This is a genomic window from Wolbachia endosymbiont (group A) of Rhinocyllus conicus, from assembly GCF_947250775.1.
In the GTDB taxonomy this organism is placed as follows: domain Bacteria; phylum Pseudomonadota; class Alphaproteobacteria; order Rickettsiales; family Anaplasmataceae; genus Wolbachia.
Window position 1 is genome coordinate 436,716 of record NZ_OX366349.1, and the last position, 23,407, is coordinate 460,122.

Here is a 23,407-nt window from a genome sequence, read left to right on the forward strand (position 1 = left end):
GCGCTTTCTTAGCATGTAAAGGTTAGTATATCAAAAAGAAATATGCAAGAGAATATTAAGCGATTATTGGAGGATTGTTTTAAGCATCTAGGAGTGGAAGCCATATATTGTAATCGAAATAAGGAGGGTATTCGTAGAATAAAAGTGCTAATAAAACGTCCTGAGACTACGTACTCTCTAGGTGCAGATGGAGCATTAACTCAGCAAATTGCTTCTGTAGAAATACGTGATCAGGACGTTACTTCCTTTAGCATAGGCGATTATATCAAGATTGAAAAAAGGTTCTACAAGATTTTTGAACCACCGTTAAAAGATTCTTCGAGTGAAATATGGAAAATTGAAGCAATAGAAAGTGTTTGATATTAAAATTAGTAACAATATTAATGAAATAATCTCCACTATTGAAAGAAAAGAGCAGAAAATAAAACTGGCAGCTATAAAAGCGTTAAACAAAACGGCACTATGGTTAAAAGCGCAAGCAGCTAAGGAAATCAGTGAGGAAAAGCAGATAAAATTAAGTTTGATAAGAAAGAGATTAAGAATTTTTAAGGCGAAAACTAGCAGATTAGACGTGTTGATTAGAGCAAATCTCTATGGCATTAGAGCATCGACAATTGGCAAGATACAAAAAACAAGAAGAGGATCGAAAGTAGGAAAGCATGAGTTTATAGGAGGATTTGCAGCAGTTATGCCAAAAGGAAATAGCGGTATGTTTAAACGTGAAGGAAGAGCAGCATTGCCAATAAAGGAAGTTAAATTGCCATTGGAACCAGAAGCATCAAAAGTAATGAGAGATCTTGTTAATTATGAGGTTGAGAAAGTGTTTACAAAATTTTTTGAACGTGAATTGAGCTATAAAGGATGAATTTGAAAGATTTACATGATAAAATTTGTACCACGCTGAAGAAAGAAATTTCTGCGATACAAACATGCGAAGTATATCCAGCAATAAGGAAAGAATTAGTAGCACCGGCAGTATTTATAGAATTATCAAGTCTAGAGCAAGGAAAAGATCCAGGAACAGAAGAATTAGCTCTGAAAGCAAGATTTGAAGCTAGAATAGTAGTTGATAGCACAATCGAAAATGCTCCTCTTATTGTCAGAACATTAGCTGCCGAGGTGGCAAAAGTTGTAAACAAAAATACATGGAATATAAAAAATGTTTCACCAGGAGAATTTATCTCTGCAGAAATTGACGGATTTAGACCCGAATTAGATGCATATTTGGTGTGGATGGTTGATTGGAGTCATCAGCTTCATTTAGGTAAATCGATATGGACAGAAAATAAGATTAAGCCACATACGATTATAATAGAAGAAAATGTTAGAGAGTAATTTTGCTATTTCAGAGCTGCAAAGAAAGTTAGCAAACATTGTACGAATAGGAGTTGTAAAAGAAGTAGATTATGAGAAAGCAAAAGTAAGAGTGAAGATAGGAGAACTTTTAACAGATTTTCTTCCATGGATAACTTCTAGAGCAGGAGAGGAAAGAAGCTGGCTACCACCAAGCATAAATGAACAGGTAGTAATATTGTCACCATTGGGAGAGTTATCATTAGGAGTAGTACTAGCTGGAATATATCAGCAAAATTATTCTGCTCCAGAGAATAGTGAAATGATTAACAGTTTAGTATTTCAAGATGGAACAAAGTTATTGTATGACAAAGAGAGCAAGAATCTTGAAATTTCTGTAGTGGATAAATTAAATTTCAAAGTAGGAAAATCAGAGATAGAAATGACAAAAAGTGGAATCAAACTGAAAGCAGAAAGGATCGACTTAAATTGAACAAAGGAATAGTGAGGTTAGGAGACTGCTGTGGAGAAGCTATACCACATTTCTGCATTAGCGGCAGTAACAATGTTTTTGTAAATGGTAAGCCAGTTTGCCGAAAAGGAGATAATTTTACAGAAGGTAGAGTATTAATTGAAGGATCAAAAAAAGTGTTTGCAAATGGCTATAGTATAGGAAGAGTTGGAGATTCAATATCTTGTGGTTCTAAAGTAATAAGTGGTAGTAGTAATGTTTTTTCAGGATAAAAATAAACCATCTGCTATACTTACCAAAAGTAAAGTTATGAATATGGATATAACTACTAGCCTATTAGGAGACATTAGTAATTTAATAGATAGAGCAAAGAATCATCTTTCTGTTCAATTCAATTCTACTCTAGTATTGTTAAACTGGGAAATTGGCTCCAGAATTGATCAAGATATTCTAAAGCACAAACGTGCAGATTATGGGAAGCAAATCATCTCCCAACTTGCAAAAGAACTTCAGATTAAATATGGACGTGGTTTTGATAGAGCGTCATTATTTCGTATGGTGCAATTTTCTAAATTCTTTTCTGATCAAGAAATTGTCGCGACACTGTCACAACAATTGAGTTGGTCACATTTTGTAGAAATTATTGCAATTTCTGATGAGCTGAAGCGTAATTATTATATAGAAATGTGTCGTATTGAAAGGTGGAGTGTTAGAGCACTACGTAGTAAAATCGATACTATGTTGTATGAACGTACAGCGCTAGCAAAAAAACCTGAAGAGTTTATAAGAAGGAGTATAAAAAATTTACGTGAAGAAAATATGTTAGCAACAGAATTCATTTTTCATGACCCATACTTCCTTAGCTTCATGGAATTGCCATCAAGTTATAGTGAGACTGATCTAGAAAATACAATCTTGGATGAATTGACAAAATTTTTACAAGAGTTTGGGAGTGATTTTTGTTTTGTAACACGTCAAAAAAGGATGAGTACTAAAACAACTGACAGGTATTTGGACCTGCTATTTTTTCACAGAGGATTAAAACGTCTTATAGCAATAGAACTAAAAATAGGTCGCTTTGAACCAGCTTATAAAGGACAGATGGAATGGTATTTAAATTGGTTAGATAAAAATGAACGAAAAGCAGGTGAAGAAAAACCGTTAGGGATTATTTTATGTGCTGATAAGGATCAAGAGGATATAGAATATCTTGAACTCGAAGGCTCTAATATTCATGTTGCACAGTATTTAACACAGCTTCCTTCTAAAGAAATTCTTGAAAAGAAGTTGAGAAAGGCTATTTCTATAGCACGTGAAAAACATGCAAGTATTAAGTCAGAGCCATGAAAAATATATGAGAGGAATGGATGCTAAAACAGGAAAAGCGTTAGAAGGAATAGAGCACTTAAAGCAATCGATAATTGATATACTGACCACTCCAGTAAACAGTAGAATAATGAGGAGAGATTATGGCTCAAGATTATTTGAATTGGTGGATAAGCCAATAAATAGAGATTTAACTTTGGAAATCTATGCAGCAACAGCAGAAGCACTGGGGAAATTTGAGAAGAGATTTAAGTTAGAAAAAGTAAAGATTGCTGAAGCTAAAGAAGGAAAAATGACTCTTGTACTTGAAGGTATGTATCTTTCAGAAGGCAAATTCATAGGTATTAGTGGAGTAGTTGTTTAGAAATGCAGACATCTAATATTATTGAAAAACTAAGCTATGAGGAAATCTTTTCCAGAATGAAGGAGGAGTTAGTGTGTAGAGATGAAACCTTTTCAGCGTTAGTAGAAAGTGACCCAGCGATGAAGGTATTAGAAGTAGCAGCATGGAGGGAATTGTTACTAAGACAAAGAATAAATGAATCAGTAAAGAGCAATTTACTAAAATTTGCGACAGGAGAAGATCTTGATAATTTAGCTGAGTTTTATGGAGTAGAGAGAGAAAAAGAAGAAGAGGACGAACGATTTAGAAAAAGAATTAAAGCAAAGATAGCAGGTTGGTCAACAGGAGGAAGTAAGGAATATTATAAATATCATGCACTGTCAGCAGATAGTAGAGTAAAAGATGCACTAGTAGAATCACCTATACCAGGGAAAGTACAAATTTCAATCTTATCAACAGAATTATCCATAACTGGCATAGTGTTAGAAGAGCTACTTGAAATTGTAAGAAAGCAAGTTAATAGAGATGATATAAGGGTTTTAACAGATACAGTAACAGTAATTGGTTGCAATATTACGGAAATAGATATTGACAGCAGAATGAGCATAAGTTCTGTAATATCAAAGGAGGAAATTAAGGAACAGTTCATCAAGAAGTTTGAAGCAAGTAGAAGGCTGGGATGGAATGTTACAAGATCATGGATAATAGCGAATTTATTTGTAGATGGTGTAGAAAACGTAGAATTAATCGAGCCAAAAGAGGATGTTGTGGTTCTGGGAAATGAATGTGCAAATTTGAGAAATTTAAAGATTGAGTTGAATTAATGTTACTGCCACCAAATGCAACAAGGCAGGAAAGAGCGCTAGTAGATGCGATAGATTATAAAGTAGATCCAAACTGTATCAGAGGATTTAAGTTTAGTCTTAAAGAAGAAACATTGCCGTGGATAATAGAAGAATATGGTTTAGAAGAGATACTGCGTTGGGTAAAAGATAGAAGAAAAGCCGTAGTAGAAGGAGTAAAATTTCAAAGACTGAGAGGAACTCCAGCATCACTAAAAATAGCACTAAAATGGGCAAATATAGAAGATATTACAATTATTGAGGAGCCACCTGGCAAGCACTTTTTTGAATTACAGATAGGAATAAAAGATGTTCCAAATGACTTTTTTGTGGATGCAGTAGTAGAACTTGCAAAACTATCGTTACCAGCAAGATCGCGGCTAATGAGGATTTTCAATGATCACTATAACGTTGATAGGTTTATTTTAGATGAAAGTTTATTCGGCAGCTTATTGTCAGACTATTCAGGTAGAAAAGTTGAAAAAGATGGACCAGTGTTGTCATTTGGTAGAAAGAACGCATTTGAGCTAAAAATCTTAAATCCAAGTTTTAAGTTTAGTACTTTTCGTGTTCATTATGAGCAAGCATTTAGTAATGATGTATATCGGTTAGATGTGGCAGTACTTGGAGAAACAGAGCCTCACATAAAGGATTACCAAGGCATTTATGAAAGAAGTCATCAGTGGTATAACTTAAAAGCCCTGTATCCTCTAACTCAAAGCTTATTACCATCGATTAAATTTGCTAAAGCGCAGATAGTATTATCGGACAGTTGGAACTTAGGAGAAACAAATGCGTGCTTTCCGGTTGGTAGCATAGAAGAAGAAGGAAATAAATTTGTATTGGGAAACGATAAACTTTCATGGCAACGTTGGAATTTAAAACACAAACCAATTTTAGAAAGGTTTAGCGTTACTCACCACTACAAAGTAGAAAATTATACTGATCAGAAGATTACAAACTATGTTTTAGCAGAACACAATGTTTACTATAAAAACGATTTAGAGCAAAAAGACTCAATACATGAATTAGAAAAGCATATTTTGGTATTTTACCCGGGAGTACTGAAATGGCACGAACATCGACATTTGCACAGAAGTTGGAAAAATAGTCAAGTAATATCTATAATAAGTTAAGTACTTATATTTAGATCCTCATATATTATATTAATAATAGGTTAAAATATATGAAATAAAAAGAAAAGGACTTGCTTTCTCATGCTAAAAAGGACATGACTTGAATAGCAGCAGGTAAATATAAGAAATTTATCTGGTGCTAGAAAAGCTAATTTTGTGAGGTATGAAATGAGTTTTAGCAAGAGTAAGTTTTTTAAAGAAGTATCAAGTAACGGATTTAAAGATATTAATAAAAGAAATGAAGAAGGAGAGACGATATTGCACCAAGCAGTAGAAATCTCTGATTACAAAACAGTAAGGTTATTAATAAATAAAGGAGCAGAGATCAATGCAAGAGATAGAAATGGTTATACACCACTACACTGTGCAGTATTTGCGAAAAGCTTAGAAAATATAAAAGTGCTGCTAAGATCGGGAGCAGAAGTAAATGCCACTCAATATGTCACTGGATGTACGCCACTGCACTCTGCGTGCAAAATAGGAGGAGCAGGAGTTGAAATAATAAAAGAGCTAGTAAAGGCCGGAGCTGAAGTTAATCAACTGAATAAATATGGTGCAACACCAATGTACTATATCTGGGAAAGTGAAAAGTATTGTCTATGTGATAGCAAAGAGAGTGAAAAGGCAAGTAAATTTTTAAGAGAAAAAGGAGGAGTAACAAAAAGTAGAGAACTGACGTGCTATGGAATAGAGGTGCTAGTGGGAGAAATAGCAGACATGTTGAATGGAAGCTACATGCCGGAGCTAAAAATAATAGAGATAGGAGAAATAAGGAAGAGAGACAAATCGCTAATAAAGAAAGAATGTCAAAATTTAGCAAGCAAGATAATCAGCCAAGTGAATGAAATGATAGATGAGGTGGTGAGAAGGAAGGCTTAGGTTTAAAGAAAAAGTGGGGTAAGTTATGGTAAAGCTCGGTAAAAAAGAGGAGTCACTATTAGAGAACTATTAGAGAACTCGTTTAAAAATATTTATGAAAGAGATGAAAAGGGAAGAACAGTTCTACATTATGCAGTAGACGCAAAAACAGTGAGGTTATTAGTCGAAAAAGGAGCGAATGTGAATGCAGCAGATGCAAGAGGATATACAGCACTGCATCTAGCGGTAACGGAGAAACGCCTAGAAACCGTGAGAGAATTGATAAAATCAGGAGCAGACGTAAATGCGGGAGAATATGGAAATAAATGTACGCCGCTGCATGTTGCATGTATGGTAGGTGAAAAAGAAATAGTGGAGGAGCTAGTAAAAGCAGGGGCTGAAATAGAGCAAGCAGATAAATTTGGAATGACAGCGATGGATTATGCGAAAAACAGTAAAGAAGTAACTGAAGTATTGAAGAAAGAAACGGACGGAATTGAAAAGTTATTTGAGAAATTATGAGATGCTAAAGATATGGAAAGAAAAGAAGAAATAGAAAGAAAGGTAAAGGGTTTAGAGAAAGAACCATTAGAAGAGCTGAGAAAAATATGGAAGAAGGTATATGGGGAAGAAGCGCCTAAATACTCAAAGAAATATCTGATACCAAGATTAGCTTATAGAATGCAGGAGGAAGCATATGGAGAAATGTCAAGAAAAGGGTCAAAAAGACTAGAGTATCTGGCAGATCGGCTAGAAAAGGGAAAGAGAATAAGTAGCGATAAATTACCAGTAGAAGGGACAGAATTAATACTAGAGAGAGGGGAAGAGACGCATGCGGTAAGGGTAACAGATAAGGGTTTAATCTACAGAGAAGAATTTTTCACATCATTATCAGCAGTAGCCGGAAAAATAATGGGAATGAGTTACAATGGGCCGCTCCTATTTGGTTTGCGTGATCAAAAGGGAAGGGAAAATGTGTAAAGGGATAAGATGTGGAATATATACAAGAAAGTCAAATGAAGACGGTCTAGAACAAAAGTTTAACAGTTTAGATGCGCAGCGAGTAGCATGTGAGAAATATATAAAGAGCAAAGAAGGCTGGGTAGCATTGGCAAAAAGGTACGATGATGGAGGGTATTCAGGAAAGAACTTAGAAAGACCAGCGATAAAGGAGTTGTTTGAAGATGTAAAGGCAGGAGAAGTAGATTGTGTAATAGTATATACGCTAGATAGGCTATCAAGGGAAACAAAAGATAGCATAGAAGTAACGTCATTTTTTAGAAGGCACCGAGTAAATTTTATAGCAGTAACGCAGATATTTGATAATAATACGCCAATGGGAAAGTTTGTACAAACAGTGTTATCAGGAGCAGCGCAACTAGAAAGAGAAATGATAGTAGAGAGAGTAAAAAACAAAATAGCAACATCAAAAGAGCAAGGATTATGGATGGGAGGAACTTTGCCACTTGGGTATGATGTAAAAGAGAAGGAATTAATAGTAGACCACGCGATTCCAAGAAAAAATCTTCTCACGCTAGCTGATTTTTGTTGCTGGAAATGGTTGCATCATTTAAATTTATTAATGTTATACACTACCAAATTAATAGTTGCTCATTTAAGAACCTCCTTCAACTTTACCCAACTCGACACATATACTTTTTGAAACATTGCTGCAAGTAGAAAAAAACAGGTTACCCACCTTAACTTCTTTAAATTTGCTCACAATCTTTACTTGATGCATAAGGTTTTTGTTACACTCCTTTCATCTACCGATTACCTCTACTTACCGCCTTTACCTTTGCTAAGGTCAGAAACACGACTAGCTTCAGGACCTTCTAAACTCGACTGTGGCAGGTCACCAAAATTACTGGAATCACTAACACCAAGCGATATAGGTGCTTCTACTAATCCATACCCTCCTCCTACTCTGTGATATCCTAATTCTAGATAAGTACGTAGTAATGGATCAATTTGTTCTCTATTTTGAATGTATGCTTGCAATTGCACATCTTGAAATCCCGGATCATTCCTGAATAATTGTGAAATGCCCACTCTTATGTTCTGAAAGTAATTTCTATCTCTGTTTGGGTGGCCTCTTCCAAGAAAATCGCGTATTATATTTATGATATTCTGCACTTGCCCAACAGGATTTTCGTTTAGAACTCGATTAATATCACTAGCATTTTCTAATGCCCATAAACCACAATTCCAACCATCTGTTTGCTGACTAACAGAAACATTATTAATCCTGATATTATTTCCTAAGTTATTTTGAATGATATCAGTAATACCACCTGGAACAGCAGTAGCAGTTGAATCAGCATAGTACCCAACATAGTTCCCATTTTGACGTTCAATCACTAGTGTAACCCAATGAGTATTATTTAAAGTAATGATTAAAGTTAAACGCTGTTGTTCTTCATTTTCCCTAAATTGATTTAATACTCTAACAATGTGCTCGTTACCGTCATTCCTTGCCAAATTAGCTACTTCAAAAGTGCGATTACCTTCAGTACGAAGCTGATATCGCAATCTTCCAGCGTGAGCTATATCAATTTGTTGAAGCCAGTAATCATAATGTTCATTTCTCGTCGCAAATTCTAGTGTAAGTAGATCATTTACTTCTATCCCTTGATTTCCAAGAATATCTCTTATTTGTCTTCTTATCTCTTGTGCTGTAGGAATGGAATTATCACCTCCCCTTATTCTTGACTTTAATGTTTCTATTACCTGTGCTCTAGTACCTTGCAAGTAACTAAATGGAACGTGCAGATTATCATCTATATCAAGCAAAAAAATAGAGTTCTGTCCTGGTTTTCTTTCCGTGTAAAAGCGCCTGAAATTTTCACGAGTCTGATCTGATAATAGACCCTCTGGTGGATTTTCATCAATAACACTTTCAGGTCCCACTAATCCTCTAGTACTGCGGTCAAGCCTATGTATATATAGTTCTTGTGGAATAGATATAAGATCTTCTACTCTCTGTGCACCTGCATTAAATACAGCAGAAGATAAAACCACCTCATTTCCAGGAGTAATAGGCAAATATCCCCTTTGCTTGTTCATAAGTTCTTTTATTCGATCTTTTGCGTTATTCTCCTTTTGTGCTACTTCTTCTGCATTATCAGCAAATCCTAATACATATACAATCGGGTGAGTATCTGGAGCATTCTCCGTAGATTGTCTTAATAATAAAAGGTCTAATCTCTGTTCTGTAATTCTTGTGAGCATTACCCTTTCTCCTTCTTCTTCCTGCCTCCTTTTCAAACTATATGTTTGACCAATTTTATACATAGCAAGCACTTTATCAGGATCGTCACTAGCATAAAATGTACCATGTAGTATAGAACGAAACTTATCCTCACTATTAACATTTATTGCATCCCTAAGTGGCATCAATGCTCCAGAGATCTCTTGAAATAATCCTCTATGCTGACCTACATTTTTCCAGCCATCATTCATAACCCTTTCTGAAATACCATGTACATTTTCAGCATTAGGTACTTGTACAAGATCACCATCAAGAAAATTATTTGCATTATTATTTTGGTAATCGTGATATAAACCAAGGTCATTTGGTTGATCAATATCTAGCTCAAATTGGTCATTAAGTGTGCATGAAACTTCCCATACATGAACATTATTTCCATTAATATTAAGATTTTCTAAATTGATTGCTCCTTGTTGTTGTGCATCGTGAGCTCTAATATGGAGTATAACTATATCAGAACCTTCAGCATGAAAGACCATAGTCAATGCGCGCTTTCTTAAATTGGGGTCACCATGTATAAATGTGTGCTTTATTATATGTACTTCATCTTCCTCTACACCTTCTAGTTGTAAAGGGTGTACATCAAAAGCACTACTTCCAAAAGTAAAACCAGTTATACAATCAAATACTCTGTTATAATTATCTGCATTTCTTGGTATTTCACCAGGAAGATGTTGAAGCAAGAAATCTCTAATATTCTCTCCAACCTCTTCATCTTCTATATACTCAAACAATCTTTGTACTAAAGGAAATCTATCCTGTTGAAGCCCTACTGTATCAACACTAAAAGGATCTAGATTTAAATTAAAATTTAATCCAACACAAACAGTATGCTCTGATGTGGTATGAATAGGTATAAATGAAGAATTGTGTAACCTTCCAGCGTAGCCTATGGCACAGTTTAATGCAACATCTGACGGTGTGTCAAATATAGCAAGATTAATAACAATAGGAATATTTTCTCTTTCTGCTTGATGACGTACAAGAAAAGCAACATGTGAGTTTCTAGGAGATAAGTCAAGATCGATGCCTATTGTGTAGCGATGACTAAAATTTGCTAAAAAACCTAATAAAAACCCGTGACTCTCAAATTTTTGACTGCGATTTTCAATATTATTTTCTAGCGCTTGTCTGCAATTATCATAGATGTCAGTGATGTATGGCAAAACTTCCCTGTGCATTCTACGTTCTACATTTTGTCTTTGGTTATTTGCTAGTATTCCCATAAAGTTGTCAATCCTTTGTTGACCTTGTGCTACCTGTGCAAACTTGACTGATCTATCAAGTTGTCTGAGCTGATTGTAATTGAGTTGTCTTCCTTTTATTTCCTGAATTGTCAATCCGTGATCTCCTAAGAGTTGTCTAAGAAGACTAATCTCAGATGCTGAATACTTGGCAAATTTATCTCTATCTCTAAAATCCTTTTCACGAATCACCTCGAATACTGTTGCAATTGCCTCTCCCTGACTCTTGCCCTTTCCATGCATGCATACTTTGTATTGCTCAAAATTTAAGTCTTCTTCCCTTAAATTTGGATTTTGCCGTCTAATCTCTCGCACTAGAGCATTTCTCTCCCTTGTACTGAACCTCAACCCATAACTATTAGGACGATCAGAAATACTGTAGCATCTGACAACTTGCTGTCCGTCACGATAAACAGCGACTTTTAGATTTCCTGTATTTCTATTTCTACCACCTGTATCAATACCATGATTATCAAAACGAAAATACACTCTCTCATTTTCATTTAAGATATTAGCATCATGTGCAGTAGAAAACATACTAAAAAAGAATACAGGAAGGAAACGACCTGCACTCACATGATACAAGAAAGATGGACATTGACCTAAAAAAGATTCAAATCCTTGTCTGAATCCTTCAAGATCTCCATCCACCAAACTCCTAATAAATCCATCACCATTACTCATACAAAATACCCCTTATTTACTACGACCAGAAACACCAAGAGTTCATAAGTGGATTACTTATTACCACTAAGCGTAAAGACGCTTTTTTTCTTATAAGAAGAAACACCACTTACACTAGGAGTTCCAAGCTCAGACTGTGGACCATCATCAACTGGCAAAGTTGTTTTCTTACTACCATGAGCTTTAGATCGTGACCGTAAATTATTCCAAGGACCATCACCTACAGGTGGTAAAATTGTTTTCTCTAACTCAGAGAATAATTCTTCCGCAAACAGACCGTAATCTACATTTACTCTTTTACCTTCTCTACCACATAATCTAAGACTTTTTATTATCCTTCCCTTAAAGAACTCAAATCTTTCAGGAAAGCTATTTTTAGCAAATAACATCATATCTAGTATTTCTTTTTTCTCTATTTCTTTTTCCTCATCAGACTTATAAATGTCTTCTCGTTTCCAGTTAATTATTAACCCTGCAAGCATGTCCTGTATAGGAACTATACAATTAGAAATATTAACAGAAATCTTTCTGTATTCAATAAAGCAGTCACATTTCCAAATCTTCATAATAAGAGATCTAGCTTGAACATTTGATTCAGGATTTTTCAACATTACATTTGAAAGTGAGTAAAGAAGGAGGTCATACTCATCCTGTGAGAGTATTTCCTTTGAATGATCACCTCGTGCTGAAGCTTCCTCATAACACCAGCACTGTACCAAATCATGAACCGTATCAAAAAAACATGACTCTATTAATTCAGCAAGAAGAGCATATACTCCCTTATCTTTCTGCAATAATTTCTGTAAAAGAGTATCTTTATCGACTATCTTATTTACACAAAAATCTAAAATAGGAGCATCTTTCTCAACAGATTGAACGCGGGACAGAGCAATAATAGCTTCTGTAAGTTTCTTTTCCTTATCTTCTTCTTTTAAATGATTATAAAAATACTCTACTCCTTCACTCCACTTAAGTTTTACAGCACTGTCAAAGCCTTCTACTGCATCATACTTCTTTAATTCCCCAGATTCTCTATCGATCCAGAAGTTGAACACATCACCTTTTCTCTTCATGCTATTTAATAGGGAGTTTCGTATGTATTTATCAGTTATAGGATTACCGCTACCATCAAGTGTGCCAGGAGGAAAACTGTTCTTGTAAAATTCAAATCTTTTTTGAAAGAATGGATGAATTTTATCCACTACACAGTAACTACAAGCCATCTCATATTTGCGAAGTGGATTATCTATTCCACCTATTTTCTCTTCAGTAAACCTTTGACCTAAAGCAGCATTATCCAACCTTACACCTGACCAGCAACCTTCATCTTGGAATACATTGTGCAAAAACTTCAACTTATCACCCTTAAAGTATTTTATGTGCTCCATAAAGTTATCTTGAAGGACTCCCACCCATCTCTTGATAGCTGACTTCCTCCCGGCAGCAACTGTTGGATCTGGATGTTTAATAGCTTCCTGTAATTTTTTGGACATCGTAGCCCGAAGCTCTTTCTGTGTTGGCATTAACCCCTCCTATTAAGTATTTATATAAAAAAGGCATTGTACAGACATTAGAATGGATTGCAATATTAAAATTACTAGAATAGAGGGTTTAATAAAAAAAACGTTATGGCTAAAACTTCTTTTCTTGAATTTTCTCAATATAATCAACAGAAAACCCTGTTATTTCAGCAATAACATCAATAGAAACACCCGCCTTGAGTGAATTTTTGTAACCGTTCACGGATTGTGAGAATGAATTAAAGAACTAAGCAGTGACAGCTACTAGATTCTGTAGCTTTTGAAAGGGGTTCTGGCCATTTAGACGTGATGTCAAAAATATCGACAACATTCTTTCCACGAATCTTTCTCCACGTTCTGACCAGGTGAAAAAGCTGTTTTTACGATAAATTACGTACCGTCTAATTTGCCGTTCTGCAAGGTTATTAGTTGTTTCTATCACTTCAGGTTTTCTTAAAAACTTCCACATCATATCCTCAGATCGTAACATCTTAGCGGCCATTCTTGAAGCTTGAGTGCTATTTGCAACCCTCGTCATTTTACGTAAAAAATGTTTTACCCTTTTCCGAATTTTTCGCACCAGTCGATAAAATCTCAAATTATCTATCAAATTTTGTTTTTTTGCCTTATCTACTACAAACACCTTATTGCTGAGCGATTTTAGTGCTTGGCCAATTTTGCTCACTTCAACATTTTTACTATGGGCAAATCTCTCAAAATCTCTTGCCAGATGTGCCCAACATATCTGTCTATTTTCACGATTGAAGTAATTTTATACAGCGTATCTATCGCTCACAACTATACCATCATATTCTGGCAGTAAACTCTTCAACACCTTCTTACCACGAGACTCGCTTACCTTCAGAAGTGTCAACGCTTTGTTTGTTATTACCCAACTCCAGCCTCTCTTTCCTTGATTTCTGTGCCCTGTTTCGTCTATATGCAAATACTCGCTTCCTTGCAACTCTTCCTTCATTTTCTCATATTCAGATGCACACTTCTTCGATACCCTGCGTTCAGTATTTGAGACTAAACCAAGGCTTATATTTAGATTAAAAATACTGCCCAAAATTTGCTGTACCTCTCTTTTTGAGTTAATAAAAAAGCCGCTAAGGCTGCTTATAACTGTTTTAGCATTGGGTCCTAGAAAATCTCTTGCAACACCTTCGGGTAAATTTGCTGTAATTCTTTTATTACATACTCTACAATGTCCTCTTTGCAACCTGTACTCAGTTACAATTGGCTTAATTTCTGGCAACTCTGCCTTCTGATGAATAATTTCATCTTCTAAAGTAATCTTACCTCCACACATACAAATTGTATCAATTGTGCATCTCACTACCTCTTCTGCAGCCATTAATTCACGCTTATGCACCTTATGTCCTGGCTGACCTCCTGGTTTTTTATCACTTTTCTTTTTTGCTTTCTTACGATATATATCTCGTGATGGTGGCAGCGATGAATTTTGCGAATTTAAGCCCAATTTGTCTTCTAATTCAACTATTTTTGCTTTCAAGCTATCATTTTCTCTGATCAGTGCTTTTATTTCTTCCTTGAGATTAGCGTTTTCTGCTACAACCTTTTCTTGCAGCACTGTTGTCATTTACCCATTCCATATTGGCTTTGCTGCATCGCTACTTATGAAAGGCTAACTATAGCTAGGATTATAAGCAACCTATTGAAAATCTTGTTTTTTTGCAATCAATCTGATCAAATTTAAGAATAGTAATTTATTATTTATATTAATAAACTTAATTCTATTGAAAATAGCTAAAGCATTGAAATTCTTGAATTTTAGCCGGATTAGTGAGTGGTAGTGAAATTTCTTTTACTCAAATTTAGGTATTCACTGACCGTTCTTGTTATAAATACCAGAATAATAAGCTACTGATATTCTCCATCTTTTTTATCTTTAATCCATCATAGCTAGCGATGCAACAAAGCCTCCATATTTAGCTTCCTATCTCTTTACACTTTTATACTTACTTTGTAAACCACCTTATCTCCGTGAACGGTTACGAATTTTTAGCCACAGCTATTTTAGCCTGTTTTTCGCCCTCTTCCCTGCTTTTTTCATGTCCGATTTGGATGGCTTCTTTATTTATGAGCTATATTAGCTGTGGTATTGTGTAGCAGATTATCCAACCTGGTGCTTCTCTACCTTTTTCCCACTTAGCAAACCTCATCTTTTCTTTTAGGTAATATTCTCTATAGGCTTCTATTGGATTACTACATTTATATCGATCAGGTAACGCTTGTGTAAAAATTTGTATATCAGCTGATTGAAAAATTAGCAAATCCTTATTATTATCACACCAATCTATAACTTCTTCGGATTTATGCGTTCTTTTGTATCGCAAGCTATACTCTATGCACAATTCTTTTCCATGCTTTATCAACCAATTAAAGTTTCCTTTTGAGTGTCTAGCCCATAGAGAACAAGGGTGGTTTTTGTGAGTAAGTTTATATGGAACTTCTATATTCTGGTCTGTGATGCTGACTAAAGGATTTGGCACTTTTAATGCTATTGAAAAAACATTACTTAATAACTGAGCAGTTTCTAATGGCATTTTTACTATATGCTTATCACATAACATTTGTGCCGCAATTGCTGGGTTTTCATCTAGTACAAAGATGTTCATCTAGACACCCAAAGATAGAATTAGCTTAAGTCTTTGACTTCGTTAACTGTAAGACCAGTAGTTTGAGCTATTATATCGATAGAAACCCCTGCTTTAAGTAGGTTTTTTGCGACTTCAATTTCCCTTTCTTTTCTGCCTTTTTCATGACCGATTTGGATGCCTTCTTCTCTGCCTTCTTCTCTGCCTTTTTCAGTAGCATCATCAAGTTTTTGAGCGAGGACAGCCTGTTCATCAAGAATACGTTTTATTTCCTGTTCATAGGCAATAAATTCTTTTTCTGACCAGTTAAATCTATTTAGCTCTTCATAGGCCTTTTTAATTATTACATCACTACCTATTATTTTTTCCAGCTCTTCTTCACTAGTTTCATCTGCATATCGAAAAAAATAAACCCATTTTTCAACTATATTTTCCAACTGATCTTCCTTATTCTTTGGAAATTTTGGCAACTCAATAAATATAAAATAGAAATCTTTTAGATCATGCTCATTAGTGTCTTCATCTCGAATAGTATGCTTTGATTTGTACTCAGATTTATTAGGAAACAGTACACAATCTGCTATAGCAATGAAGATAATTTCCTTAAGGTTATGATACTGGTCACCTTTATCAGCTTGCCTTGAGTAAGCTTTAGCAGCATAGTATTGAGCACGTTCTCTAATTGCACATAAGTCAACAATAATTTTTATATAAACCAAAATAACATATTTCCTACATAATCTTTAATAATTTTACATACAAGAGCAGTGTGCTTCCATGGTTCTCTCCGCGGTCTGATATGACAACAAACTTGTCAAGCCGCACTATACTTGTTAGGTGGAAGTGGACGGCAACATGTGCCCAACGAAGTCTAGGCTTCAAGGTTTTTTCTTGCTTATCCCTTCCATCGGCATTACTACCTCGAGTAAAATTATTGTTTATGCTCCTCTTAATTGTAATAACAAAATTCTGTTTTATTGACCAACATCCTGTGCATAATTACAGCCAATTTTCTTGCTACTGCTACAATTGCTTTCTTCATCCCTTTTTTCCTTGCAAGTTTTAACCCCCAGCTTTTCAACTTAAAATTTTTCTTACTAACTGTAAGTAAGACTTGTGCAGCTTCATATAACATACTTCGACATTCCATGGGCCCCATTTTTGATATACTACCATGCCGATCAATTTCTCCAGAAGCATATTGTCTTGGTGTTAACCCCATATACGCTCCAACTGTACTAGATCTTTCAAATCTATTTGGGTTATCCACTGTTGCTTTATATGTCATTGCTACTATAGTACCAACACCTGGAGCAGTAGTTAATAATTTACAATCCTCATCTTTTTTGCCTTGTTCTAAGAGCATCTTGTCAAGTTTTTCCAATGACTTCTCTATTGCCTCTAAACTACAAACTAACGCTCCAATTGAAGCCTTACTTATTTCATCCAAATCTTTAATTGCTTTTTCTATTCTTAAAGACAAGCTTTCAAATTTTGACCCTTGACCGAGCTTTATCCCGTATATTTTTAATAACCCTCTTATTGTCCCAACAATCTGCTGGTAGCTGCATGTTAACTGTCTTCTACTTCCAAGTGCTATTTTAATTTGACAAGATTCATCCGATTTTACTAGTACTTCTTTATATAGCCCAGCCCTCATCATTTGAGCTATACCTCTTGCATCATTCTTATCGTTTTTATTGATTCTTGCAGACAAAGCTGCTGCCATATGTCTTGCATCTACACAAACTACTGGCAAGCCAAAACTCCTTAATTTTTTGCACATTGATATTGAAAGTTGTCCACTTTCTACTCCTATAGTTTCGTAATTTTTGCCTTGTTCAAGCAAGTACTCTGCTATTGCCTTGCTTTCGCTTGCAACAACTCCTTCTTTAACAATCTTTCCTTTCTCATCAACGATACTAATGAAAGTTTCTTTGAGTGAGACATCTAATCCGCTATAATATTTCATGAGACTACTCCTACTGTAAAAGTTTAAATTGTTTTTGAAGAACTTATTCTACTGAATTCGTTACTTCGTGTTAAAATAATGGAGTATGTCTCTCCATCATTCAACAGCAATTACAGTATGTTTTTCAAATCCTTTAGTTTTAGCGACCTGGTTAGGTAAGGAAGTAGTATTACTACTACTCCCTCCCTTAGAAACGCAGCATGCAGGTTTCCCAGCACTGCGCTTGAGCCCCTTATCTAAGTTCTTCTTTTCTCGAACCGGCTTGTCTTTCATGATTCCTCGGAAAACAGCATCTTTAGTGGTGACACTAACAGTAGAGAACCTTCTCTTGAGAAAGAGCTTGCTAACATTCTTGTTCGTTTCACTCTTTTATCAAAATACTTTTTCCATTTTAAGTCAAGTGGATTTGCATCCGCCCTGATTTTAATGTGACGTCTAATAGGAATATCGCTTAGTTTGAGTAAGCTCATAAACCTTATTTCCTTTGGTTTGTTCTTGCATACAGAAGTAGCAAAGACCCATTGACGATGATTCGTTACTTTGAAGTAGCGATTCTTTATCCAACGTAACCCTTTACGGGGATGTCTTTTCTTTGCCCATTTCCATAAACTATGCCAAATTTCATTGTCGATCTTACTAAACGCTTTTTTAGCACACACATGACGGTAATAGTTTCCCCATCCTCTTAGTAGAGGATTGAGTGATTTAATTACTACAGCTTGTGAACTACCTATATTTGCTTTTATTAATGCACGCGCTTTTTTAAGAAACCTCTTAACACTTTCCTTCGAAGGCGTAATAATTAATTTCTTGCTGTATCTACGTACATTACAACCGAGAAAATCGAACCCTTTTGTAATAAATGTAATCTTTGTCTTTTCTTCTGACAGAGCTAGACCTCTCTCACAAAGGAAGGATGATACTAATGGCTTGACTTCATCTTCCAGTACTTCACATGTGTTTCCTGAGATGATAAAGTCATCTGCGTATCTGATTAAATTTACTCCACTTCTGATTTTTTCTCTTCTTTTGCTACCTAGTTTACCAAAACGACTTTCTAATAATTTTTCAAGACCATCTAAGGTAAAGTTAGCTAGTACTGGAGAGATTACCCCGCCAACAATGTTGCAAAAAACGTAAAATTAGAGAAAAGCATTTCTCGAAAACTTCTATGTCCAAAAACAAGAGTGCCATTTATTTATAGTGCCAACAATCAATTAACCATCAGTTTCAATGAATGATATGAACATATTATTTCAAGGAAAGTTCATGGGAAATAAGAGATTAGCTATACGGATTAGCTGTAGCTATGAAACTAACCGGTTGGCAGAAAAGTATTTGTTAGATGCTTATGAAAAAGCCGTGTCAAAGCAAGTAAGCCAAAAAAATTTAAAACATAAAAATGGGATTCAAGGAGGATCAAATGGTAACAGTGAGTTTATATGCAAGAGTTTCTTCGGGGAAACAAGCACAAGAAAATACAATAGCAAGTCAAGTTGCAGCTTTAGAGAAGCAAATTAGTACGGATGGATACAAATTATTAAGTGAGTATAAATTTATTGATAATGGCTACAGTGGATCTAATCTAGTCCGTCCTGATCTAGAAAAGTTACGTGATAAAGTAACAGAAGGTAAAATTGATAGAATTTACATTCATTCACCTGATCGCTTATCTAGAAAATATGCATATCAAATGGTATTACTTGAAGAATTTGAGAAAGCAGGAGCAGAAACGGTTTTCTTAAATTATGAGATTAACGATAATCCAGAATCTCAATTGCTGTTACAAATGCAAGGTATGATAGCAGAATATGAACGAGCGAAAATTATGGAACGAAGTCGTCGCGGAAAGATTTATGCAGCTAATAAAGGTTGTGTAAGCGTAATGGGAGGAGCTCCTTATGGTTATCGTTATATAGATAAATATATGGGAGGAGGACAAGCTTTATTTGAAATAAACGAAGAAGAAGCTAATGTTGTTAGGAAAGTATTTTTGTGGATAGGAAGAGAAAGGACAAGTATTGGGGAAGTGTGTCGTCGGCTAAACACTATGTCTATTATAACACGAACAGGAAAAAAGTACTGGGATAGAAGTGTGATTTGGGGTATGTTAAAAAATCCTGCTTACAAAGGACAAGCGGCTTTTGGTAAAACAAAAGTAGGTATAAAGTTACAACATATCAGACCACAGAAACATTCTTGTGAACAACCGAAAGATAATTACTCTACCTATTCTGTTGAAAAAGCAAATTGGATTTATGTTAAAGTGCCAAATATAGTGGACGAAGATGTATTTGATATAGTTCAAGAACAATTAGCTGAGAATAGAAAAATAGCAAGGACAAGAGAAAGAGGAGCAAAATATTTACTACAAGGTTTAATCGTATGTAAGCGTTGTCGTTATGCATATTACGGAAGTCCTGTAAGAAATAAGCGAGGAGAAAAAATTGATCATTATGCTTATTATCGTTGTATTGGTAGAGATTCTTACCGTTTTGGTGGTAATAAAATTTGTGATAATAAACACATTCGTACAGATGCATTAGAAACAGCCGTTTGGGAAGAGGTTAAGCATTTATTGAAAAATCCAAATAGGGTTTTAGAAGAATACAGGCGTAGACTTTCAGAGCTTAAAAAATCATCATGGGATCAAAAAAGCGATTTACTAGAGAAACAAGAAAATAAATTAAAACGTGGTATTGCTAGACTTATTGATAGTTATGCTCAAGAATATATTAATCAAGAAGAATTTGAACCACGAATTAAAGCAATGAAACAAAGTTTAAAAACAATTGAAGAGGAGAAGAAAAGGATATTCGATCAAAAGAAATTAAAACAGGAATTAACTTTGGTTGTAACCAATTTAGAAGACTTTTCTTCCAATATTACATCAAACCTTGATAACGCAGACTGGCTAACTAAACGTGATATTATTAGAACGTTAGTCAAGAGAATTGAAATTAACCTTGAGGACGTAAATGTGGTATTTCGTGTAAAAGAGCTACCAAACTCTCCTGGAAATAATCGAGAAGAAAAGAAAAATTTGCAACATTGTTGGCGGGGTAATCTCTCCAGTACTAGCTAACTTTACCTTAGATGGTCTTGAAAAATTATTAGAAAGTCGTTTTGGTAAACTAGGTAGCAAAAGAAGAGAAAAAATCAGAAGTGGAGTAAATTTAATCAGATACGCAGATGACTTTATCATCTCAGGAAACACATGTGAAGTACTGGAAGATGAAGTCAAGCCATTAGTATCATCCTTCCTTTGTGAGAGAGGTCTAGCTCTGTCAGAAGAAAAGACAAAGATTACATTTATTACAAAAGGGTTCGATTTTCTCGGTTGTAATGTACGTAGATACAGCAAGAAATTAATTATTACGCCTTCGAAGGAAAGTGTTAAGAGGTTTCTTAAAAAAGCGCGTGCATTAATAAAAGCAAATATAGGTAGTTCACAAGCTGTAGTAATTAAATCACTCAATCCTCTACTAAGAGGATGGGGAAACTATTACCGTCATGTGTGTGCTAAAAAAGCGTTTAGTAAGATCGACAATGAAATTTGGCATAGTTTATGGAAATGGGCAAAGAAAAGACATCCCCGTAAAGGGTTACGTTGGATAAAGAATCGCTACTTCAAAGTAACGAATCATCGTCAATGGGTCTTTGCTACTTCTGTATGCAAGAACAAACCAAAGGAAATAAGGTTTATGAGCTTACTCAAACTAAGCGATATTCCTATTAGACGTCACATTAAAATCAGGGCGGATGCAAATCCACTTGACTTAAAATGGAAAAAGTATTTTGATAAAAGAGTGAAACGAACAAGAATGTTAGCAAGCTCTTTCTCAAGAGAAGGTTCTCTACTGTTAGTGTCACCACTAAAGATGCTGTTTTCCGAGGAATCATGAAAGACAAGCCGGTTCGAGAAAAGAAGAACTTAGATAAGGGGCTCAAGCGCAGTGCTGGGAAACCTGCATGCTGCGTTTCTAAGGGAGGGAGTAGTAGTAATACTACTTCCTTACCTAACCAAGTTATGGTGTATAAATATTACAATAAAGTATTTAAGATCTTATTAATTATAGTTCTATTATTAAGCAATATTACTGATGCTGGCGTTAGTGAAAAACCGGCATCTCAACATGTAACCAGAAAAGAAGAACCAGCGTCAACTGCCTTGACGGCAGAAAATACAGTAAATAATGACATAGTTGTTGGTTTGTTGAAAACGGAAGAAGCACATGAGCTTGGGCTATCTCAAAATATCTACGAGATGTTTAATAACTTTGGGGTTAAGACTGTACTGATTGATTATAATAAGATAATTAGCCTTAAAAAAATTCAGACAGAGTCACTTAATCTTGCAAAACAAGATGAAACATTGGCAAAGAAGCTGACATTAGACCGAATAAAAATTGAAGTTGCAAAGTTTATTAAAGAGCACAAAATAAATAGAATATTTATTCCGGATAATTTACACTCAGCACCCACTCCTTGTCGCCAGCTTGTTACTGAAGCAATTGCAAAAATAGTGGATGATAACCCTGCAATTCATTTACTTGGCATATGTGAAGGCATAATGAATGCAAAGGGAATTGAAGTAGTGAGTGTTGTGAGTGATGAAGAGAAGCGAAGATCTCATTTAAAATCAGCATCTAATCCACATAAAGAGGATGCACCTCTCCAGCAGATAAAGATCGTTCCAAACAGTCGTTTAGCGGAATTAGTAGCTAAATTCTTAATACCTAATGAAAATGGCTGGTTTTCAACATATTTTCCAGATGCTCATTCAGGGGCAGTAAGTAATACACCAGAAAATAGAAGAAAATTGGAGTTACTTGGATATAAAGTTGCAGCATTTTCCAGTGATGGGGTAATAGAGGCTATTGAAGATAAGCACGGTAATATTTACTTTCAATGTCATCCAGAAGCTCTTGTTGTAAAATCAGATAAAAACCTCTATTTATCAAATCACAAGGAACGTCAAGTGTCTACACTAGTTGCTATAGCGATTATAAATGATTTTCTTTATCGTGCTTAATGGCTATAGCTTTAGGCTTACCGACGATTTGATAAACGACAAATTCGTCATCCCGCTGCTTGTTATAGCTAAAGTGGCTTAGGTTTACCTACAATTTGATAAACGACAAATTCGTCATCCCGCTGCTTGTTAGCGGGATCTAGAGGTACTGCGCACAACTGTACGAACATTCATTTTGAAGGTAAATTGCACAGCAAATGGTGTCATTCCAGTCTGGAATCCAGAAATTTTGCTTATAACTGAGCTGATGAGCTAAAGGTAGTTGTCTTACGCTAAAACAAACGTTTTTAATTAAGTTGCATAGAAGCTGGATCCCAGTGGGCTTTGTTGCATCGCTACTTATGAAAGGCTAACTATAGCTAGGATTATAAGCAACCTATTGAAAATCTTGTTTTTTTGCAATCAACCTGATCAAATTTAAGAATAGTAATTTATTATTTATATTAATAAACTTAATTCTATTGAAAATAGCTAAAGCATTGAAATTCTTGAATTTTAGCCGGATTAGTGAGTGGTAGTGAAATTTCTTTTACTCAAATTTAGGTATTCACTGACCGTTCTTGTTATAAATACCAGAATAATAAGCTACTGATATTCTCCATCTTTTTTATCTTTAATCCATCATAGCTAGCGATGCAACAAAGCCATCCCAGTGTCTGGGCACTGCCGTCATAAAGGAACCAGTGTCAGCTACTTGGATGACAGGAAAATGACACCCTCCTGGTAGGCCCAAATTGCAATGTTCGTACAGTTGTGGATACCGCGGCGGTATGACTTGCATTAGCTATAA

General features: G+C 35.2%; 20 protein-coding genes and 7 pseudogenes. 17 read left to right on the forward strand and 10 right to left on the reverse strand.

The features are described from left to right. Positions 1–42 precede the first annotated feature (42 nt). The 13 genes and pseudogenes from OOK92_RS02225 to OOK92_RS02285 form a co-directional block, all read left to right on the forward strand. Positions 43–360 carry a head-tail joining protein gene (locus OOK92_RS02225; protein ID WP_114517895.1) on the forward strand — a complete coding sequence of 106 codons (318 nt, stop codon included), beginning with the start codon at positions 43–45 and terminating at the stop codon, positions 358–360. Continuing rightward, on the forward strand, positions 353–865 hold the full coding sequence (locus tag OOK92_RS02230; protein WP_264735443.1) for a phage tail protein: 513 nt from the start codon (positions 353–355) through the stop codon (positions 863–865). Before OOK92_RS02225 ends, OOK92_RS02230 begins: the two co-directional genes overlap by 8 nt. After that, entirely contained in the window at positions 862–1,335 is a 474-nt protein-coding gene (locus OOK92_RS02235) for a hypothetical protein (protein ID WP_253308731.1), read from the forward strand. Before OOK92_RS02230 ends, OOK92_RS02235 begins: the two co-directional genes overlap by 4 nt. After that, positions 1,322–1,786 carry a phage baseplate assembly protein V gene (locus OOK92_RS02240; protein ID WP_047759504.1) on the forward strand — a complete coding sequence of 155 codons (465 nt, stop codon included), beginning with the start codon at positions 1,322–1,324 and terminating at the stop codon, positions 1,784–1,786. Before OOK92_RS02235 ends, OOK92_RS02240 begins: the two co-directional genes overlap by 14 nt. Continuing rightward, positions 1,783–2,037, forward strand: coding sequence for a PAAR domain-containing protein (locus OOK92_RS02245; RefSeq protein ID WP_226080738.1), 255 nt, complete (start codon positions 1,783–1,785; stop codon positions 2,035–2,037). The genes OOK92_RS02240 and OOK92_RS02245 overlap by 4 nt, the downstream gene beginning before the upstream one ends. Next, the gene (locus tag OOK92_RS02250; RefSeq protein WP_264735442.1) at positions 2,021–3,112 is read left to right on the forward strand and encodes a PDDEXK nuclease domain-containing protein; all 1,092 of its coding nucleotides are present in this window, start codon (positions 2,021–2,023) and stop codon (positions 3,110–3,112) included. The genes OOK92_RS02245 and OOK92_RS02250 overlap by 17 nt, the downstream gene beginning before the upstream one ends. A 7-nt stretch (positions 3,113–3,119) precedes the next feature. Then, positions 3,120–3,455: a GPW/gp25 family protein gene (locus OOK92_RS02255; RefSeq protein ID WP_264735441.1), complete on the forward strand. Its 336-nt coding sequence runs from the start codon at positions 3,120–3,122 to the stop codon at positions 3,453–3,455. A 2-nt stretch (positions 3,456–3,457) separates the two neighbouring features. Then, positions 3,458–4,258 (forward strand): baseplate assembly protein, encoded by an 801-nt coding sequence (locus OOK92_RS02260; protein WP_264735440.1) that lies wholly within the window; start codon positions 3,458–3,460, stop codon positions 4,256–4,258. Then, positions 4,258–5,412, forward strand: coding sequence for a phage tail protein (locus OOK92_RS02265; RefSeq protein ID WP_264736098.1), 1,155 nt, complete (start codon positions 4,258–4,260; stop codon positions 5,410–5,412). Before OOK92_RS02260 ends, OOK92_RS02265 begins: the two co-directional genes overlap by 1 nt. Before the next feature lie 168 nt (positions 5,413–5,580). Beyond that, entirely contained in the window at positions 5,581–6,291 is a 711-nt protein-coding gene (locus OOK92_RS02270) for an ankyrin repeat domain-containing protein (protein ID WP_264736099.1), read from the forward strand. 25 nt (positions 6,292–6,316) lie between these two features. Continuing rightward, positions 6,317–6,792 (forward strand): annotated as a pseudogene (locus tag OOK92_RS02275) (ankyrin repeat domain-containing protein). A 12-nt stretch (positions 6,793–6,804) separates the two neighbouring features. Continuing rightward, positions 6,805–7,251 (forward strand): DUF2924 domain-containing protein, encoded by a 447-nt coding sequence (locus OOK92_RS02280; protein ID WP_264736101.1) that lies wholly within the window; start codon positions 6,805–6,807, stop codon positions 7,249–7,251. Next, positions 7,244–7,774: pseudogene (locus tag OOK92_RS02285) on the forward strand (recombinase family protein); the annotation flags it as partial. The gene OOK92_RS02280 and the pseudogene OOK92_RS02285, both read left to right, overlap by 8 nt. A gap of 275 nt (positions 7,775–8,049) precedes the next feature. Here OOK92_RS02285 and OOK92_RS02290 read toward each other — a convergent pair. From OOK92_RS02290 to OOK92_RS02325, 9 genes and pseudogenes are all read right to left on the reverse strand, one after another. After that, entirely contained in the window at positions 8,050–11,469 is a 3,420-nt protein-coding gene (locus tag OOK92_RS02290; protein ID WP_319803914.1) for a cytoplasmic incompatibility factor CifB, read from the reverse strand. A gap of 53 nt (positions 11,470–11,522) precedes the next feature. Next, positions 11,523–12,992, reverse strand: a complete 1,470-nt coding sequence (locus OOK92_RS02295; RefSeq protein ID WP_253307349.1) for a cytoplasmic incompatibility factor CifA — start codon at positions 12,990–12,992, stop codon at positions 11,523–11,525. 109 nt (positions 12,993–13,101) lie between these two features. Further along, positions 13,102–13,200 (reverse strand): annotated as a pseudogene (locus OOK92_RS08455) (Rpn family recombination-promoting nuclease/putative transposase); the annotation flags it as partial. 36 nt (positions 13,201–13,236) lie between these two features. After that, a pseudogene (gene tnpC / locus OOK92_RS02300) lies at positions 13,237–14,592 on the reverse strand (IS66 family transposase). Positions 14,593–15,097: 505 nt separating this feature from the next. Then, positions 15,098–15,631, reverse strand: coding sequence for a pyrimidine dimer DNA glycosylase/endonuclease V (locus OOK92_RS02305; protein WP_253307348.1), 534 nt, complete (start codon positions 15,629–15,631; stop codon positions 15,098–15,100). Positions 15,632–15,651: 20 nt separating this feature from the next. Then, positions 15,652–16,287: pseudogene (locus tag OOK92_RS02310) on the reverse strand (Rpn family recombination-promoting nuclease/putative transposase); the annotation flags it as partial. Positions 16,288–16,559: 272 nt separating this feature from the next. Next, positions 16,560–17,582, reverse strand: coding sequence for an IS110 family RNA-guided transposase (locus tag OOK92_RS02315; protein WP_264735342.1), 1,023 nt, complete (start codon positions 17,580–17,582; stop codon positions 16,560–16,562). A gap of 120 nt (positions 17,583–17,702) precedes the next feature. Next, positions 17,703–17,855, reverse strand: a pseudogene (locus tag OOK92_RS02320) (Rpn family recombination-promoting nuclease/putative transposase); the annotation flags it as partial. After that, entirely contained in the window at positions 17,852–18,706 is an 855-nt protein-coding gene (locus OOK92_RS02325) for a group II intron maturase-specific domain-containing protein (protein ID WP_319803919.1), read from the reverse strand. The gene OOK92_RS02325 and the pseudogene OOK92_RS02320, both read right to left, overlap by 4 nt. Before the next feature lie 278 nt (positions 18,707–18,984). Here OOK92_RS02325 and OOK92_RS02330 point away from each other — a divergent pair, with 278 nt between their 5' ends. From OOK92_RS02330 to OOK92_RS02345, 4 genes and pseudogenes are all read left to right on the forward strand, one after another. After that, positions 18,985–20,667, forward strand: coding sequence for a recombinase family protein (locus OOK92_RS02330; RefSeq protein ID WP_264736102.1), 1,683 nt, complete (start codon positions 18,985–18,987; stop codon positions 20,665–20,667). Beyond that, positions 20,648–21,487: a group II intron maturase-specific domain-containing protein gene (locus OOK92_RS02335; protein ID WP_264736362.1), complete on the forward strand. Its 840-nt coding sequence runs from the start codon at positions 20,648–20,650 to the stop codon at positions 21,485–21,487. Before OOK92_RS02330 ends, OOK92_RS02335 begins: the two co-directional genes overlap by 20 nt. Beyond that, positions 21,484–21,636: pseudogene (locus OOK92_RS02340) on the forward strand (Rpn family recombination-promoting nuclease/putative transposase); the annotation flags it as partial. The gene OOK92_RS02335 and the pseudogene OOK92_RS02340, both read left to right, overlap by 4 nt. After that, positions 21,616–22,617, forward strand: a complete 1,002-nt coding sequence (locus OOK92_RS02345; RefSeq protein ID WP_264736363.1) for a gamma-glutamyl-gamma-aminobutyrate hydrolase family protein — start codon at positions 21,616–21,618, stop codon at positions 22,615–22,617. The pseudogene OOK92_RS02340 and the gene OOK92_RS02345, both read left to right, overlap by 21 nt. Positions 22,618–23,230: 613 nt before the next feature. Here the strand turns inward: OOK92_RS02345 and OOK92_RS02350 are convergent. Continuing rightward, positions 23,231–23,398, reverse strand: coding sequence for a hypothetical protein (locus OOK92_RS02350; RefSeq protein ID WP_264736103.1), 168 nt, complete (start codon positions 23,396–23,398; stop codon positions 23,231–23,233). Positions 23,399–23,407 lie beyond the last annotated feature (9 nt).

Bases quoted from the DNA above. Each gene is read 5' to 3' on its own strand.
- OOK92_RS02225 (WP_114517895.1), top strand. From the start codon at position 43: ATGCAAGAGAATATTAAGCGATTATTGGAGGATTGTTTTAAGCATCTA.
- OOK92_RS02295 (WP_253307349.1), bottom strand. From the start codon at position 12,992: ATGCCAACACAGAAAGAGCTTCGGGCTACGATGTCCAAAAAATTACAG.
- OOK92_RS02305 (WP_253307348.1), bottom strand. From the start codon at position 15,631: ATGAACATCTTTGTACTAGATGAAAACCCAGCAATTGCGGCACAAATG.
- OOK92_RS02260 (WP_264735440.1), top strand. From the start codon at position 3,458: ATGCAGACATCTAATATTATTGAAAAACTAAGCTATGAGGAAATCTTT.
- OOK92_RS02330 (WP_264736102.1), top strand. From the start codon at position 18,985: ATGGGATTCAAGGAGGATCAAATGGTAACAGTGAGTTTATATGCAAGA.
- OOK92_RS02235 (WP_253308731.1), top strand. From the start codon at position 862: ATGAATTTGAAAGATTTACATGATAAAATTTGTACCACGCTGAAGAAA.
- OOK92_RS02270 (WP_264736099.1), top strand. From the start codon at position 5,581: ATGAGTTTTAGCAAGAGTAAGTTTTTTAAAGAAGTATCAAGTAACGGA.
- OOK92_RS02280 (WP_264736101.1), top strand. From the start codon at position 6,805: ATGGAAAGAAAAGAAGAAATAGAAAGAAAGGTAAAGGGTTTAGAGAAA.
- OOK92_RS02290 (WP_319803914.1), bottom strand. From the start codon at position 11,469: ATGAGTAATGGTGATGGATTTATTAGGAGTTTGGTGGATGGAGATCTT.
- OOK92_RS02240 (WP_047759504.1), top strand. From the start codon at position 1,322: ATGTTAGAGAGTAATTTTGCTATTTCAGAGCTGCAAAGAAAGTTAGCA.
- OOK92_RS02350 (WP_264736103.1), bottom strand. From the start codon at position 23,398: ATGCAAGTCATACCGCCGCGGTATCCACAACTGTACGAACATTGCAAT.
- OOK92_RS02265 (WP_264736098.1), top strand. From the start codon at position 4,258: ATGTTACTGCCACCAAATGCAACAAGGCAGGAAAGAGCGCTAGTAGAT.
- OOK92_RS02255 (WP_264735441.1), top strand. From the start codon at position 3,120: ATGAGAGGAATGGATGCTAAAACAGGAAAAGCGTTAGAAGGAATAGAG.
- OOK92_RS02250 (WP_264735442.1), top strand. From the start codon at position 2,021: ATGTTTTTTCAGGATAAAAATAAACCATCTGCTATACTTACCAAAAGT.
- OOK92_RS02315 (WP_264735342.1), bottom strand. From the start codon at position 17,582: ATGAAATATTATAGCGGATTAGATGTCTCACTCAAAGAAACTTTCATT.